We start from the raw sequence: 17,224 nt of genomic DNA, 5'->3' as shown, positions 1-17,224 counted from the left end.
TCTTTTTATTTATTTACTTGGTTTTTATGTTTGGTTTTGATCTTATGATCAATCTTATTTAAAAGATAAACCATAAACTTAGCCGGGTAGTAATATGCCACCGGCACAACGAACATATTAAAGAACATTAAGCTAATAAAGATCACATTATTCTGATAAGCATTTAATTTAAATGATAATCGCAAACCTTGGTATCATGAAGGGTTGATATCAACCTTAGCGATGATATTAATAAATAAATAACCAAAGATAAAGGTTGATGTTCATCCCACTAGTTGGAATCAGATTGGATAGCAAAAACCAATATGGTTAGTAAACCGGTTGAATCGATGGATAAACTTCGACTTAGATTTCTTATTCTCTAAGTTGTAACCTAAAAAGGTATTTAATCATAATCAAGATAAGATTAAGATTAATGGTGAAGCATAAGCGTTAGCTAAGATAAAATCGAATGCGATCTTTTTATAGTAGGTAAAGTCTAAAACAGTTTGAGCAACGATTGCTGATACGATTAAAACAACTAATGTTGCAACAGAGTATTTGAATTTTCAAATCCTCATGTATTTTATCATGTACAACCCAAAGTAAAATAAGGTCATAGTGTTAATGATTCCGCTATACCTAAAGATTTTAAAAAGTCATGGGTTATTCTTACCAATCTCTGTGTTTTCAGTTGCTACAGATAAGCACAGGTGAGAGAAAAAACAATATGTAACTAAGATAACAATTAGGAATGTGTTTCAGAAAAAGCCAACTCTATTTAGGAAATTAATAATTAAGAATCCAAATAAATTGAATCAAAACAACGTGACTACGAATGTTGTCCCAATGACATTGTAGTTAGCTAGAGGCACTAATGTATATAAAAAGACGAATCCATATCAGTTTTTAGGATTAGTGCCTCACCCTAAAAACGGATCATTTTTATTAGCCAAAATTCCTAGTTCTACCAGATGACTATTAGTACTTCTTAAAACCGATAAGGTGATGATAAAAACGATAATACTAATAGCAGCACAAAAATAAAAACAGAGATAAAAGAACCTGTTTTTATAAACGTACTGTTTAAAAGTAAGATGTCTATGGGTATAGACATCAAAACCAATAGCTAGTGCGGAGATACAATATCCCAAACCAATAAAGGGATATCAGATAAAGTTAAAGAAGACTTTAAATCCTAGCGAAACGTCGCCACCTATTACTAAAAATCCGATTGAAATTAACGAACTAAAGACACCTATAAAAATAATTGCTTTTAAACCTTTTGGGTTGAATGTATAGGTACTAAGCGCATTATTTTCGATATATTTTGTCATTGTTAAACAATTTACAGCGATTTGATTTTATCAATATTAAATTTTTTAGAACTAAAATTATAATATGTCGGCCTTGTACTTAGTGGGATTACCTATCGGTAATCTTAGTGAAATTAATCATCGAGCATTAGAGATATTAAATCAATTAGAGATCATTTATTGTGAAAATACGGATAATTTTAAAAAATTACTAAATTTGCTAAATATAAATTTTAGAGATAAGAAGCTGATTAGTTATCACAAGTTTAATGAAACTAATAGATTTAGCATGATTCAAGAACAGTTAAAAAATTATGATGTTGGATTAGTTAGTGATGCTGGGTTTCCGTGCATAAATGACCCAGGGCAAAAACTGGTAAGTTATTTAAGAAGTATCGATTTTAACCAGATTATTTGCATTAATGGTTCTAATGCGGCCTTGTGTGCATTAGCAACTAGCGGTTTTGAAAGTTCCCAATTTTATTACGGCGGTTTTTTTGGTTACAAGAAACAAGAAATCATTAACGAGCTCAATGAAAAACTGAAGTACGACACCACGCTGATTTATTATGAATCAGTTCATAGAATTAAAAATACTTTAGAAATTATTAACGAGAATTTCCCTGATTTAGAAGTTTGTGTAGCCAGAGAATTAACAAAAAAATTTGAATCGCTTTATTTTGGAAAAATTAGCGAAATCATCGGTAAAATTGAGTATAAAGGTGAATTTGTAATTTTAATTAATAAAAGAAATATTAAACAAGAGAACGAAATAAACGAAGAAATTATTAGAGAGTTAAATACCTTAATTAAGTACAATATGCGGTCGAAGGATGCATGCAAATATTTAGCTGATAAATATAATTTAAAGAGTTCATCACTATATGCTTTTTGTATCGAAAAATAAAGAACTTTTTTATCAACCTAAATCTATCGAAGATATTATTGGTCAAAAACATTTATTACATGAATATGGAATTTTAAGAAGAATGATTGAGCTTAGAAAACCATATTCTTTATTAGTGACTGGTGAACCTGGAATAGGTAAAACAACTTTATGTAATATTTTGATTTCAGAGATGAACTTACCTAGTTTTTCGTTTAATTCTGCTAGTGACAGTTTACAAGAACTAAAACAGTTTATCAGCAAGGCTAAGGATTTAAATCAATGCATAATCATCATAGATGAAATTCATAGATTACATAGAGATAAGCAAGATCTTCTAATTAAAGGGTTAGATGCTAAGTCATTCATTTTATTTGGGATAACAACTGAAAATCCTTACTTCACTATCAATCCAGCAATCCGTTCTAGAGTTCACACTATTGAATTAGTTAACCCCACAAGTATAGAACTTTTTGAAGGATATAAAAAGATTGTTCAACAAAAAAATATCACAACAATTAACGATGATATTTTGTATAAAATTGCTAACATGGTTAACGGTGATTTACGTAAAGGTATCAACATTATTGAATTGTTAGACATTTATTATAAAAATATTGAAATTACCCAAGAAATTTTAAAAAATGTCATTGACAACAATGTTTCTTTAGCATCATATGGTGACACTTTTCATGACCTTAAATCTGCGTTACAAAAATCTATTAGAGGGTCTGATCCAGATGCTGCTGTTTACTATTTAGCTCAACTAATTGCTACAAAAGATTTAATAACAATTTCTAGAAGATTAATCGCTTGTGCTTATGAAGATATAGGGTTAGCAAATCCTGATTTATGTTCACGGGTTTATTTAGCTACTCAAGCAGCAAAAGAGGTGGGGTTCCCAGAAGCTAACCAAATTTTAAGTAGCATTGTCATAGAGATGGCTTTATCTGAAAAATCTAGTAGTGCTTACGAGGCGATTTCTGATGCTTTAGTAGAAGTTGCTAATGGTAATATTCAAGATGTTCCTTGACATATTAAGAAGAATCCAATTAATCTATCAAGCCCATTGAATAATATGCAAAAATACAAAAACCCTCATAACTATGACAGCCACTGGGTAAGCCAGGATTATTTACCTAGAGAAATTAGGAATAAAAAATATTATATTAAGCAAGCCCACAACTATAACGAGAAGTTAATGAATGATTATTGGTTAAAATGAAGAAAAGCTAAATAGTCAAAAAGTTTCTTTTAGGCATAAAAAAATACCCTTTTATAGGGTATTTTTATTTATCTCAAGTTTTTATTAACTTGATTGAAGGTGTTCTACATCTTTCTTAATTTCGTTAGAAAGTTCTGGATAAATTTTGCAAGCCTTTTCAAAAAAATCTGCTAATTGTTGTTTAGCTTTAGATCTCTTAACAACATACCCATTAATAGATCTATAGAAGATAAGTCTTAATATTAAAGTAAGGGCACCTAAAGATAATAATGATAAGCTAACAGTCATTAAGATTAAAGACACTAATTTTAAGTTTTCAGAGAATTGATCAGAACTAACAGCGTTATTAATTTTAAGTAATCCGTTTATGATATTGCTAATTGGCACTACAGTTTTATCAACATTCTTAAGTAGTTCTGAAATGTTAATGATGTCATGTAGTTTTCTAGCGCCATCAAGACCCATTGATACATTATCTAGAATTTTCTCAGCATTTGGAATAACTTCGTTATTTAGATTTCTTGCGGTAGTTTGGAATTCATCTAATCTACGCATTACATCGTCATATTCTCTACGAGCAAAAGTTCTGAAAGTAAGCTCATTTCTTTTTAAAGAATCTTTTATTTCTTGTATAGATTGTTCTACTGAAGCTACGTTATTTTTGGTGTTACTTATTGTAGTTTTGAATCGCCCTAAACTCTCATCAACAGTATTTATCGCATTATTAATCCTCGTTGGAATCGTGTTTATTTCAGGATTAGATGTTATTCTTTGAACATCAATTAATATTTGGCGAGTTTGGTTAAGTAAACTGTTATTTCTATCTTGAAAATTTTTGTAATAAGTAGAAATATTATCATGAAAGACATAACCCGTTACGCCAATACCGCCCATTAGTAACACAACGACAATTCCCACAATATATATTAATCTTCTGATTACTTTATTAAAAAATTTAACCATGTTTAAACAAATATCTAATTTTTTGTTAATTTCTTTTCAGTAACAACTTTGAATATCAAGATTATAAAAAATTATTTATCAAATATAGCCTAACAACTGAATATTCTTAATATGGCTAGTAATGTTTAATTATAACAAATTAACAATCACACAGCACTAAATCCATTACAGTAAAAACTAAGCTTAATTATAAGTATTTAGTCGTTCAGCAAACTCAATTTTTAGAGGATATATTTATATCGAAAATTCTAGATAGATCGCTTTATTACTATGTGTTTTTTATTCATTAAAAATTTTAAATTTTTTAGAAAAATACGGTAAAAATAACCTTTTTTTATGTTTAATAGTCTAAAAGAAATATTCGAATAAGATATCTAATGGATAGAGTTGTAATAAAGCAATATTTAGTTGTGAGTGAATATCGATGTCGATTATATAATGGTTTGCAAAGAACTATATTACTAAATTGAAGAACTTACCTTTCAAACGCATTATTTAACTGAAAAGCAAAATTACGACCGTAAAAATTAATTAAAGTAACTAAATATAAATACTTCTTTTTTTATTAAATTTACCGTGTTTTTTTTAATAGATTTTGAATACTAACTTTGTTTTTACCAAAAAAAACCAATAGGTTTTTATTAGAGTAAATGTGAGGGACATATGCTTAATTAGAGCATCGAATTTTCTAATTTATGATGAGTGAACAAAAACCTTAAGAATTTAATGTACAAAACAAAAATATTAACTGCTTCGTCGTATAATATAGGTACTTAACTTAATTTTTAATTTACTAAAAAGAGGAATCATGAGCAAAGTACTTTTCATTAATGCTTCTCCAGTAGCTAACGAAGCTAGCTTTTCTTATCAATTAGCAAAATCATTCGAATCTGAATATTTAAAACTAAACCCATCTGATCAAGTTAGCTGATTGGACCTAAACGAATTAGATAAAGCATCAATGACTTTAACTTCTAAAAATTCTAAGGAACACTTTAAGGATGAAAACGTTGACCCATTAATTAACCAGATTAAAAGTGTTGATAAATTAGTAGTAATTGCTCCGATGACTAATTTCAATTATCCAGCAACTCTTAAGAATTGACTTGATAAAATTTGTGTAGCTAACAAAACCTTTAGCTATAAATATTCAAAAAAAGGTGGATCAATTGGTTTAATTGATCACTTAAAAGTAATGATTATTAACACCCAAGGCGCACCTGAAGGTTGATACGCATTTGCTGACGTAACAGTTTTACTAAAGGGTGTGTTTGAATTCATTGGTGCTAAGGTTGACAGTATCAAAGTTGCAGGAACAAAAGTTGAATACTTAAACAAGCAACCAAAAGAAATTGTAGAACCTAATCTAGCGCTTATTAAAGAAAAAGCAAAAAATTTCTAATCTATTTGATTAATTAGTATAAAATATATACGGTCTATTAATTAAAATAGATTTTTTTTGATACAGTACATATTTATAGAAAGGTGAACATTTATTTAAATGTTTTTATTTGAAGATTTAAATGTTGAATCAGCACAAGCTGCAAAAGCAGAAGAATCACCTGCACAAACAGTTCAATCTAAAGAAGAACAAGTGCCTGCAAATTCAACAGACAAAGTTTTAGTAACACACACAAAGCTTTTAGACGTTGGGGCTTTTAACGGGGTAGCAAAACGTAAATGAAACCCTAAGATGAAGCACTACATCATTCCTAGAAACGCTGCTCAATTTAGTGCTCAATTCGATTTAATTAACTCAGATTTATTAAATCTTAAGTTACACGAAGCTTTTAATTATTTAACTGAAGCAGCTAAAGCTAAAAAGAATATTTTATTCGTTGGAACTAAATCTAAAGCAGTTCAAGAGTTAATTCAATCAATCGCTGAAAGAACTAACAGTTTCTACATTAATCAAAGATGATTAGGTGGAACACTAACTAACTTCAAGACAATCAGCAACTCAATTAATCAATTAAAGAGATTAATTCACACTCGTGATAATGATCTAACTAAGTACACTAAAAAAGAACAGATCATGATCATGAAGAAATTAGCTAAACTTGAAAGGTTCTTTGGTGGTATTAAAGATATGCAAGGCCTTCCTCACGTTTTAGTGATTGATGACCCAATTAAAGAAAAGAATGCAGTTACTGAAGCAAGAAAACTGAGAATCCCAGTTATTGCTTTATGTAATACAAACTCTGATCCTAACGTTATTACTTTACCAATCCCAGCTAATAACTACAACATTCGCTCAGTTACCTTATTACTTAACCTTTTAGGTGATGCAGTTGCACTAGCTCAAGGTAACCCAGCTAAGTTTGCTTTCAAACCTGATGAAGAGATTGACATTCCTCAATTAGTTAAGAAAGAAACTAGAACCGTTGTTAACCGTGACCGTGCTGGTTTTAACAAAAAGCAACCTAAAGCAGAAGAATCAGCAAAACCAGCTGAGAAGAAAGCTGAAAAATAAAATTTCGTCAATAATTAAACTTCAAGCAAATTACTGCTTGAAGTTTTTTATCTATATTCTAAAGCTGTTGAACAATCACCAGTTAAGATTGAAAATCAAAACACTACTGTTGATGGTAGAAAAACAATTAAAACGATCATTAGTGTTGATTTCCAATTTAACGTGACAAACTAAGAATTAGATCAAAATAATAATGTCTTTAGATCTAGATTAAGAATCAATAAATCTGAATAAGATCTGATCTATAATAGATTCTTAAATCGATCAATTAGTAATATTAAATTTACAGTTTTCAAGTTTTTTTGTATAATAATATGGATATTATGTTAAGAAATTACGAATTATTAACACAACGTTTTAACAACATTGATAACACAAGGATTATGAAGACATGAAAGACTTCTAATATTTGCTATGTTAATAATCGCATTAATACCAAGATTATGGTAAGCAAGATTCAGCTGAATAAGTAATTTCAATAATAAGACTAAAAATTAATAGTAGATTGCTTATTCAAAAACCAAATAAAGATTAAGCAATCATTTTTAAATAACAAGAAGATTTAAATAGCTACAGTTGGATAATAGTGATTGCAAGGTAAAGCAATCACTTTCTTATTAATATAATTAACGTAAGTCAAAAAAGAACAAACAAGAAGGAAAGAACAGGATCAATGTTAAAAAAATGATCATTAAAATCTAAATCATTATTACTAAAAACTGGATTAGCCCTAGGTGTGATTAGCTTAGCGTCTGCTGTGATAATTGGTTCTATGATTGGGTTTGCTGAAAACTCAGCAGAAAAAAATGGGCAATTATTTCCAGCAAACAAGCAGTTGTTTGATAATGATTATTCAAAAATTTATGACCAAAATGGTAATTTAAATCCTGAACTAACGATCACTAATGCTAATAAGACAGCACAAACAGGGCGGATCTCAAGTGATGCTACTGAATTCTGGTTCTTAGATAATCCAAATCAGAAGTATGACTTTGATCAGTTCTTTAGCGAGTATTACAAGCGTTTTAACGAACCCTTTGTTCTAGAAATTAAATATGGTTCATTTAGTTTCTTTGATGAGTACGTATTAGCGGTTAGACCAAAGCAATTCTTGGAGTTCACTAATTGATTTATTACTAACGTAGCTTGAGGTCCTGATCTATTAACCTTGGATTCGTTCAGACTAGTTCCAGGGGTAGAACAAAATGGGAACGCGATTACTTTAGGTTCACACTCTACTTTACATAAAGAAGTGAGTGAGATTAAGTTCTTCCCAGATGCTTTCTTTGGTTCATTACCAATTCACTCAACGATTGCGGGACCTGGTAATGAGGTTGACTCATTAACTTATAGTGTGTTTTCAAATGAAACTTCTAAGAAAGATCTAGATCAGTTCTTAAAGAATATTCCTTTAACAAGTGCGCTTAAAAATGATATTCAAAGAGAAGGTAATTCAGATTCAACAGTTGGGTTTGGTGAGATTTATCGAGCTAGCAAACTAGTTAATAAAACCTTTAAGATTGCGATTGGCTCACCAACAACAGATCAACAGAACCGTAATGCACCCCCTGTTTATCGAAGTCCGATTATTGTTAATGAAAACTTCACACAAACAGATCTAGATGAGCTTAAAACACAATATCCAGTTTTAAATAGTCAAACTTTAGATCTATTTAAAACTTACCAAATTAAATCTGTTAAAGTAACTGCACCAACACAAAACAACACCGAACCAGCACTTGATCTAACGGTTGCTGAACCTGGTTCAGAAACAACACTTAACCTTAATGTTGATCTAAACAGTTTAAATAACAGCCGTTATGTTTCATACAAAACATTATTATCAGCTTATCAAGATAATATTAGTAATTACTTAAACTTCTATGATATGGACTCATACCTAAATAATGAGTTTTATCTATATCAAGATGATAATAAGTTAAATCATTTCTACAACCTGTTTGTTGAAGCGATTAATGAAAATCCAGATCTTAAAGCACTTAGTAGTCTAGAAGAACAACAAGCTAGAGTTAAGAAGTATAAAGTTGTTAGTTTTGAAAAAACTAACAATGCACAAGAGTATAGCTTAAAAGTTAATCTTCAAGAAGTCTTAGAAAACTTACAAGAAGGAGCAAGTTCGTCATTAGAGTTTGTCGCAAACAAAGCTAATGATTATTCTCCAGAAGGGTTTGATGATTTCTTAGAAGCAATCAACTACCAAGGTGGGATCGATCCAGTTTCATTATTCTACACACCAACTGATAACCAAGCAAGAGATGAACAAGGTAATCCATTAACTGGATTAGATTCTAGAAGTTATCAATTATATGTTTCTGTTTATAACAACTTAATTAAGAAAGTTGTTAAAAAATACCCACACTTACTAAGACAGTTAGATGGTCCAAATGTTCAAAGAACAGTTGATTCTAATGGGGTGTTCCAATACCAAGTTGTTGAAGGGCCATTTAAAGGGTTTACACCAAGTGATCGGATCGGTTTACCAACAGTTCTAGCAGCTTTAGTACCAGGGTTTGATGGTTTACCAATTGATTTCTTAAAATACGTAGCGACTCACGAATACGGTCACCACTACACTCTAGATCAAGGTCAAGCATTCATTGACCGTGATAATCCTGTAATCGTTGGTGGTCTATCAACTAGAAATGGTGCTAGTGAAGCTTCATTCTTCTCTTACCGTGCGTTAATTAACTATTTAGATGCTAGAAGTAATCTAGAAGTAGTTAGGGTTAATGCTAATAACCAAATCACCCCATCTGGCAAGTTCATTCGCTTTAGATTTGGGATCTTGGATGAAAATGGTAACGTATTAAGATATGAAACTGAACCGTTAGAAGATATCTGAGGTACAGCTGATGCTAACGATAGTTTATCTGAAGTTTTAAGAAATAAGAAACGCCGTTTCTTACAAGACTTCAGTGGGTTAACTGAAGCTGCTAAATTAAGAAATGTTGCGATTAGAGATTTATTCTTTGCTAACTCATTTGACTCTGATTCTGGAACGATCAACCCATCAATTTCAGGGTTAGCTAAAGCGTTTGTTAAATCACAAACTGAAGGTGGTACATCTGAATATAAATGAGCACCAGTGACAGCTGCTTCAATTATTAGTCAACTAACTGATGGTGCTGGCAACCCATTATTAAACAGATCTGTCTTTGTTTCACAAAATGACCAACTGTCATTTAGAATCTTTGAAACTGAACCAAATAAACCTAATGTGATCACTAGGATCAATATGTTTAATAAGGATGGCTCACCTGTAATTCAAGTTCCACTTAATGTGGAACTAAGTCCAGCAGAACTAGCTTATGTTCAAAGACAAGCAAAAGTAATCTCTGATTCAATTAGTGCTACCATTAATAAGAATTTAGCTGATAATGGTTGAGATAGTGCAGGCACTGTTTTAGGTGGAGAGATCTCTGCTTCAGTTGGTTCAGCAATCGAATCTGAAGGTGTTAGTGCACTTGTTGAAAAAATTAAAACAAGATCTCAACCAAGCGAACTAAGTCCGTTTGCTAATAGATTTGATGATAAAAGTCGTAAAGGGTTTAGCTATTTAGCTCTTGAAAATAGTTTATCACTTCAATTAGTAACTTTGATAAATAATTATCTTAGTTTTAGTGATATTGACACTCAACAACGGGCAGGATCTAGACAAGGGACAAGCGCTAGTTATATAAGATCTGATGCTAATAAGATCGTTGCTGTTGAAAAAACTACTGCCAGTCCAAAACAGTTCAGTAATTTCGACACCTACGTTTTCCCGTTTGTTAGAGGAAACAAATTCTTAGGGGAAATTTCTAATGCTGATGACGACGGATTGATTAAAGGAATTAATGGTATTGCTTCAGATAATCAGTTAAGAACAACTCAAGGTTTATATAATCTTAATTTTACAAACACAATACTGACTGCGTTAGGTCTTTTTGCGCCACAAGGTCGCAATAATTTAATTTCATACGCTACAAAATCTTCTACTCAGAATGGATCTAATGCCCAAAATTCTTATGTATTAGAGGGCGATACTGCCTTTTATAGAAAAATTGCAGACGTTCTTAATTCTGCAACTTCTACTGGAATGAGTGATGTAGATAAAGCGGCAACGGGAATAGCAAAACTTGATGACGAAAACGTTTTAGTAGTAAACCCTTTTGGAACAGATTTAACTGCATCTGATCGTTCGTTGTTAGCAACCGTACCTACTGACAAAAAAATTAATGTTACTGCTAGTTCTACTGCTCAAACTCAAACAATGAGCACGTTTAACAGCAAGAACTTAAGTGAACTATTAAGTTTTGTCTCATTGGATTACTCTAAAGCAACATATGATTCTCAAACAAAACAATATAATTGGGATGTTAACTATGTTAAAACAAAATTTGATTTAAATGCAATCGAAAAACTACCTGCTCCCAACTTACCTGCAGCAGCAACTCTAAGAGCCGCAATCACAGCAGCTGGCACAAATACAACAGCCAAAAACCAAGCGCTTGCTAACTATGCAATCTACTTGTTTAGACACTCTAACTTATTTATGAGTGTTAAAGACTTCTCACCAGCTACTGACCTAGTTAAAAACCGTGCAGTTTTCTCTCAACTATACGGAGTTACTATGTTAGATAGAAACTTCACCAGATACTATGTTGAAGATTTAACTCTAGAACTAGATGATGGTGTTAATTTTGATACTAAGAGATTACAAGCTTTCTTTGCTAAATTTGTTAAAGATAACAAATTAGAAGCTGTTCAAAGTCAACTAAGTTTCCACGACCTATTATTATTAACTGGTAATATCGTATATTACGCTAATAATGGTAATGTTGGTCTAACTTTAAGTAGTTTCATCTTTGGGTATTTCTCACCTGGGTTATCATCAGATGATGTGATTAACTATAATGCAACAAGAGTTGAACCATTATTAGCTGATAAGTTTACTGATTATGTTTATAATATTGCAGAAACCCTAACAAGAGATTATGTTCAAACAACTTATGCACCTAACATCAAAGAATTTGAAAACGTACCTAATTTCTTAGGTGGGCTATCTGAAGCGATGAGTGGTTTAGACTACATTGTTGATGCAACTAATATTAATAAGGTTAATGACACAAGAACTTCACAAACAGATTTAGCTAAAGCTTTACAAACCGTTTATTTAGGACGAAAATATACTGCTTTTTATGATGAGTTAATTAAAATTCAACCTGATGCGGTTAGTAAATTCAATGATGCAGTATATGAGTTCTTTGCAGCTAGTGATGAAGTGACTAGACTTCGTCAAGCGACTCCAAATGATACAAATGCGATTGCTCAAGCACTTGCTAACCAAATTGTCGCTAGACAAAAAGTAACAGATGCTCAAAATGTTTTAAATGAACTAAAAGCTAAAGCTCGTGGCATGTTCTTCAAGAACAATGATAATAACTTCTTCCAAACAAACGAAAGAAGAACATCTAGCTACTTTGGACAGTTCATCTCTAAGAACAACGGGTATTTCAAAGATCACTTTGAAAAGCAAACGATCGGTGCCCAATTGTACGATGATAACCTTAATCCCGTAATTGATAATAACATTAGAACGGTTGATTTTAATGGAAATAAGGTGAACAAACGTCCAGAAGCGTTCTTCTTATCACAACTATATAACTATGGTGTGTCTAAAAGAATGGTTTCAGGGCTGTTTAGAAACCAAAGCTTAGATGCTTTAGCACTATATGGTTATGTGCCAACAGAGTTGGCAAGCAAGATCGGTTATCTAAGATTCACTAACGTATTAACTAACCAAGCAGTTTATCTAAAAGTTAATACCCAAAGAACTAACAATATCTTCTGGTTACAAAAACAAGGTGATCCTAATAGTAAAAGAACGATCGAAGATTATGGTTACACCTCATGATTATCAGATTATGCATTAATGGGTAAATATCGAGATGCACTATTAAGACCAGGTAATGCTTATACCGTTGATTTTGTTGATAAGAATCATAACTTCTTACAAACAGTTGATCTTGGTGATGTTCAATACATCTCAGAGAACGCTAAAGCTGTTGAACAATCACCTGTGAAGATCGAAAATCAAAACACAACTGTCGATGGTAATAAGAGAATTAAAACGGTAATTAGTATTGATTTCCAATTTAACGTGACAAACTAATATTTTTAAATAAGACTCAAGAAAATATATAGATAAAAATGAAATTCAGATTTAAAAAAGTAATTAAATTAGTAGGTCTAGCAGTTGTGCCCCTTTCGTTTGTGCTTAGCTCTTGTACTAATGCAGCGCCAAGTAAGGACCAACCAGTTCTTAGTGGTTCATCAAATGTCAATCGTAACGATTATGATTTAGGTTTGGTAACCAACCCGCTTAACACCCTTAACTATGTTAAGTACAACTCGATTGATCGAGTTTTACCTTCACTAGTTGACCCGTATCTTAAAAACGGTCCAAGTGATGCACTTAAACGGGTGTTGACCGCTAAAAGAAGATATAATTTCAGCTTACTAAATATCCCTCAAGATCGAAGTACGTCTAACTTTGATAACTACTATAAAACTAATCTAGAGACAATCCAATCAGATAATGGAACTGGGGTGATTGGATCATCATTCTATGCCTTAGATGATTTTAATATCGTTGGTGGGACTGCTGATGACTCGGGTGTTGGGGATGATCTAAGAAGTCGGTCAACGATCTACGCGTTTAGAAACCCACGTAACACCAACAACTTCATGGCACTGACGGGTTATACTAACGTGAAGAAGAATCGTTGATCAAATGGTGATTTTAGTACTTCTCAAGATATTAGGGACTACTTAGAATACATCTTAGATCTAAACACAGGTTCACAAAAACTAGATACGATCAGAAGATATGGGATCCGTGGGGTTGACCGGTTTATTGATGCTCAACGTGATTATTTAGCTAAATTTAATAAGAGTTATAAAAACCCATTTGGTCGCAGAAACTACGTCTTTAACCAAGATCTAAAGATCTGGGTTCAAGACCGAAACCAAACTGATCTTTACCAATCACAAACAGTTGATGATCGTAATCAACCACTTGATACTAAAGAAGTTGAAGCGATTAAAAATGCCGCTAAAGATTTAGGGTTTTATACTGGTCAATTATTCTTAGATTATGACAATAGTTTTGTGGCAAGATTTTTAAGTATGAATCCAAACTTTAGTTTGGATTCTGAAGTGCAAGACTTTAGGGTGATGACTAGTGATAATCAACCAATGACGATCAAATTAGTTAAAAACCCATACGTGAATCCGTACCAAAAATTTGATCTAAGCACTCCAGATCTTCAAGGATCATTACAACCATTATCTAAAGATGAGAACTCATTTACCTTAATCTTTGATGAGAACCAAACACCAAACCTATCATTCTTAATTGGAACGATCCTTGAAAATCTATATCCAGTTAACCGCAGGTACATTGAAACGGTTGGTGGAGGGATTGACCGTTATGGTTCAGAACCTGATAAGTTCTTAACTAATGGTCCGTTCGTGATTCCAAGAGATAATGGAATCTTATTAGGACCAAACGGTTATATTAATCTAATTAAAAACTTAGATTACTTTGATGCTGAGAACACGATTTCAAACCGAATTCGGATCTTCTTCTCACAAAACCCTAATACGAACGCGTTGTTCTTTGAAGATGGTTTAATCTCACAAACGTTAATACCAGCTAACCGGATTAACCGTTACTGAGCCGACCCAGAGATTAAACAATTTTTAAATAAAAACCAAGGGTTTGGAACGATCGCTTATGGATTAAACTTAGATCTTGAAACAAATGCGAATAGTTATATCCAAGATCAAGATCTAAGAAATGCGATCTATTATTCGATTAACCGTAGTGATGTATTAAGATTTGTTGGTTGAGATTTCAGTTTCCCAACTAGTACGTGAACAGCTTATGGAACCCACAAAGCTTATGATGGTCGAAATCTAGAACTATTTTTTGAAGGCCAAAAATCTAAAACTAAGAACAATAAAGAATTTGATCTACTAAACTATGACTTTGTTGTTCACTTATCTAAAAGATTTAACTTTGAAAAGACCGTTCGTCATGATCTAGCTCATGATTTAAAAACAGCAAGATTTTATCTAGACCGTTTTAAAGCTAAACACCCAGAACTAAAACAAGTAACCCTAAACTTCTTAGATAATAGTAGTGACGAACAAGTTCGTGGAGCAACTTATCTAAAACAAGCGATGCTAGAAGCGTTTGGTGGGTATGTCAATATTGAAGAAAAATCATTACCAGAAAATATCTTTGCCAGCTACATTGAAAAAGGTCAGTACGATATCATTTATCAAAACTACGACCGTTTTAGTGGTGGCCAACCACAAGATGGGGTACTAACCTTCTTTAAAAACGATGGGATTGATAGTTTCAGACAAAAAAATATCGGGTTCAAAGAAAACCCAGTCGGATCATACACATATCTAGATTACTTATCTAATTTAGTATTAGAAGCACTCCAAAAAACTGATCCAAATTTTACAAGACAAACGATCTTAAAACCTGATATTGATCGGATTATGATGATCATCAATGGCGATCCAGCTATGCTAGCAGCTTATAATAATGCTGTTAACTCATTAAACGCATTTAACTTAAATACGTTTAGTACAGATCACTTAGCTGCAATCATCGCTAGATTAAATCAAGTTAACCCAGAGTTTCAAAACACTCGATACTCTAATCAATATGTTAATGCATTATTAGATTACATGATCATTACTAATTGAAGAAGAGATCCTGATCAATTCAACCAAAGAAGAAATGAGAATATCGCAACCGCAAGATTACACACAGCATTTAACTTGATCTTACCTTCATTTAAAACGGTTGATGAGATTGCCCAATTAACAGATGATACAAGAGTTCGACTTGAGATCGATACTCTTGATCAAGTTGGATCTGATACTAAGAAAGTCCAACCTAATTTCTGGAAGAAATTTATCGAACTTTCTTTAAATCGATTTAATGAAAGTACGATCGATTATACATCGAGATTATCATCATTCTTCTCAGGGAACTTTACTGATGAAGAACTAAAAGAAAACTGAAGTTTAGACTATGTGTACCAATTCATTGGTGCGATTGAAAAAATTATCCGTGATTCTGGTTTAATTATTCCGTTGATGGAAGTTGATACTAACTGAGAAGTAACTCGGGTTGGTGGGGTGTCAAGTTTATTCACATTCTCATTACAATATGCGTATGACTACACTAGACCACCACGAGACGGTTTACCAAGAACAAGAGAGGCGTAAGAAACTGTTTGACAGAGAAAATAATATTAGATGACAAAAGTTATCAGCTTAATGATAATGCAGTCATTTTTAGAAAGAAACGGGTTGAAGAGTTAACTTTAATCCAAAGACTATTAGCAATTGACTCACCAGTCTTAAGAACTTTATGAAAGTTCTTCAAGATCATCTTGGAGTTTTTTGTGATCGGTCTGATCGTAATTTCGATCACATTCTTCTTGATTAATTCAGTCCCTGGAGAAAACCCTTTAACTCAAGGTTTAGATGAAGCATCAAGAAGAGCGATCGAACAACGTTATGGTTTAGATCTACCGTTGTTTGAACGCTACTTAAGATATCTAAGGGGATTGTTCCAGGGAAACTTTGGGATCTCATTAGCACTATTCCCCGAACAATCAATTAATAGTTTTATCTGAGCACGATTTTATAAATCGTTCTTAGTTGGGATCTTCTCAGTGGCACTAACTGTTGTGATTGGGATCCCATTAGGAATCTGGGTGGGTAAAAACCCTGGTGGTTGAGTTGATAATATCTCAACGATCCTTGTAAGTATCTTCTCATCAATCCCATCAATTATCTTTGCATTATTGTTAGTGTTTATTGGTCGAGCTATGGGGATCCCTTATGTGTATGATCAAGCTAACTTTGTAACTTACATCTTACCAGGGTTAGCTTTATCATTGGGAAGTATTATTGTTTACATTAAATATATCCGAACTGAACTTAACCGTGAACTAAACTCAGTTCATGCCAAGTTTGCTTACTTAAAGGGTGTATCAAAAGATCGCTTTGTGTGAAAACACGCACTAAAACCTTCTTTATTCCCAATTGCGACCTTTTTTCCAGCAGTAATTTTTGGATCATTCATTGGTAGTATTTTCATCGAACAGATCTTCTTAATCCCTGGTTCTGGTGATACTTTATTACAAGCAATCCAAACTAAAGATTACAACGTAATCTTATTCTTGATCGTGATGTTTGCATTAATTACGGTCTTATCATATGCATTCAGGGATATCTTGTATGAACTAATTGACCCAAGAATACGTAGAAGAACAAGTTAATAA

The 17,224-nt window shown here is 32.3% G+C and carries 9 protein-coding genes; 7 read left to right on the top strand and 2 right to left on the bottom strand.

What is annotated here, in order from left to right:
• Window positions 1–5 precede the first annotated feature (5 nt).
• The gene (locus tag D2833_RS02935) at window positions 6–1,316 is read right to left on the bottom strand and encodes a hypothetical protein (protein ID WP_027333127.1); all 1,311 of its coding nucleotides are present in this window, start codon (window positions 1,314–1,316) and stop codon (window positions 6–8) included.
• 64 nt (window positions 1,317–1,380) lie between these two features.
• Between D2833_RS02935 and rsmI the strand changes: the two genes are divergently transcribed.
• Both rsmI and D2833_RS02925 read left to right on the top strand, forming a co-directional pair.
• Window positions 1,381–2,202, top strand: a complete 822-nt coding sequence (gene rsmI / locus D2833_RS02930) for a 16S rRNA (cytidine(1402)-2'-O)-methyltransferase (RefSeq protein WP_014886158.1) — start codon at window positions 1,381–1,383, stop codon at window positions 2,200–2,202.
• Window positions 2,180–3,421 carry an AAA family ATPase gene (locus D2833_RS02925; RefSeq protein ID WP_027333128.1) on the top strand — a complete coding sequence of 414 codons (1,242 nt, stop codon included), beginning with the start codon at window positions 2,180–2,182 and terminating at the stop codon, window positions 3,419–3,421. Before rsmI ends, D2833_RS02925 begins: the two co-directional genes overlap by 23 nt.
• 69 nt (window positions 3,422–3,490) lie before the next feature.
• On the opposite strand, the gene D2833_RS02920 is transcribed toward D2833_RS02925, so the two are convergent.
• The gene (locus tag D2833_RS02920; protein WP_027333129.1) at window positions 3,491–4,369 is read right to left on the bottom strand and encodes an MG_279/MG_280 family protein; all 879 of its coding nucleotides are present in this window, start codon (window positions 4,367–4,369) and stop codon (window positions 3,491–3,493) included.
• Window positions 4,370–5,177: 808 nt separating this feature from the next.
• On the opposite strand from D2833_RS02920, the gene D2833_RS02915 reads away from it, so the two are divergent.
• The 5 genes from D2833_RS02915 (at window position 5,178) to D2833_RS02895 (ending at window position 17,221) form a co-directional block, all read left to right on the top strand.
• Entirely contained in the window at window positions 5,178–5,771 is a 594-nt protein-coding gene (locus tag D2833_RS02915) for an FMN-dependent NADH-azoreductase (protein WP_014886155.1), read from the top strand.
• A gap of 99 nt (window positions 5,772–5,870) precedes the next feature.
• Complete coding sequence (gene rpsB / locus D2833_RS02910) at window positions 5,871–6,842, top strand: 30S ribosomal protein S2 (RefSeq protein ID WP_014886154.1); 972 nt, start codon at window positions 5,871–5,873, stop codon at window positions 6,840–6,842.
• 673 nt (window positions 6,843–7,515) lie between these two features.
• Window positions 7,516–13,017: a PDxFFG protein gene (locus D2833_RS02905; protein ID WP_027333130.1), complete on the top strand. Its 5,502-nt coding sequence runs from the start codon at window positions 7,516–7,518 to the stop codon at window positions 13,015–13,017.
• 38 nt (window positions 13,018–13,055) lie between these two features.
• Window positions 13,056–16,160, top strand: coding sequence for a periplasmic substrate-binding domain-containing protein (locus D2833_RS02900; protein ID WP_117274058.1), 3,105 nt, complete (start codon window positions 13,056–13,058; stop codon window positions 16,158–16,160).
• Between the two features lie 8 nt (window positions 16,161–16,168).
• The gene (locus D2833_RS02895) at window positions 16,169–17,221 is read left to right on the top strand and encodes an ABC transporter permease (RefSeq protein WP_011113772.1); all 1,053 of its coding nucleotides are present in this window, start codon (window positions 16,169–16,171) and stop codon (window positions 17,219–17,221) included.
• The last annotated feature ends 3 nt before the right edge of the window (window positions 17,222–17,224 follow it).

This window comes from Mycoplasmoides gallisepticum (assembly GCF_900476085.1).
GTDB classification, from domain to species: Bacteria; Bacillota_I; Bacilli_A; order Mycoplasmatales; family Mycoplasmoidaceae; genus Mycoplasmoides; species Mycoplasmoides gallisepticum.
The sequence above is the reverse complement of the archived record's forward strand: the minus strand, read 5'-3'. Positions and strand labels throughout refer to the sequence as shown.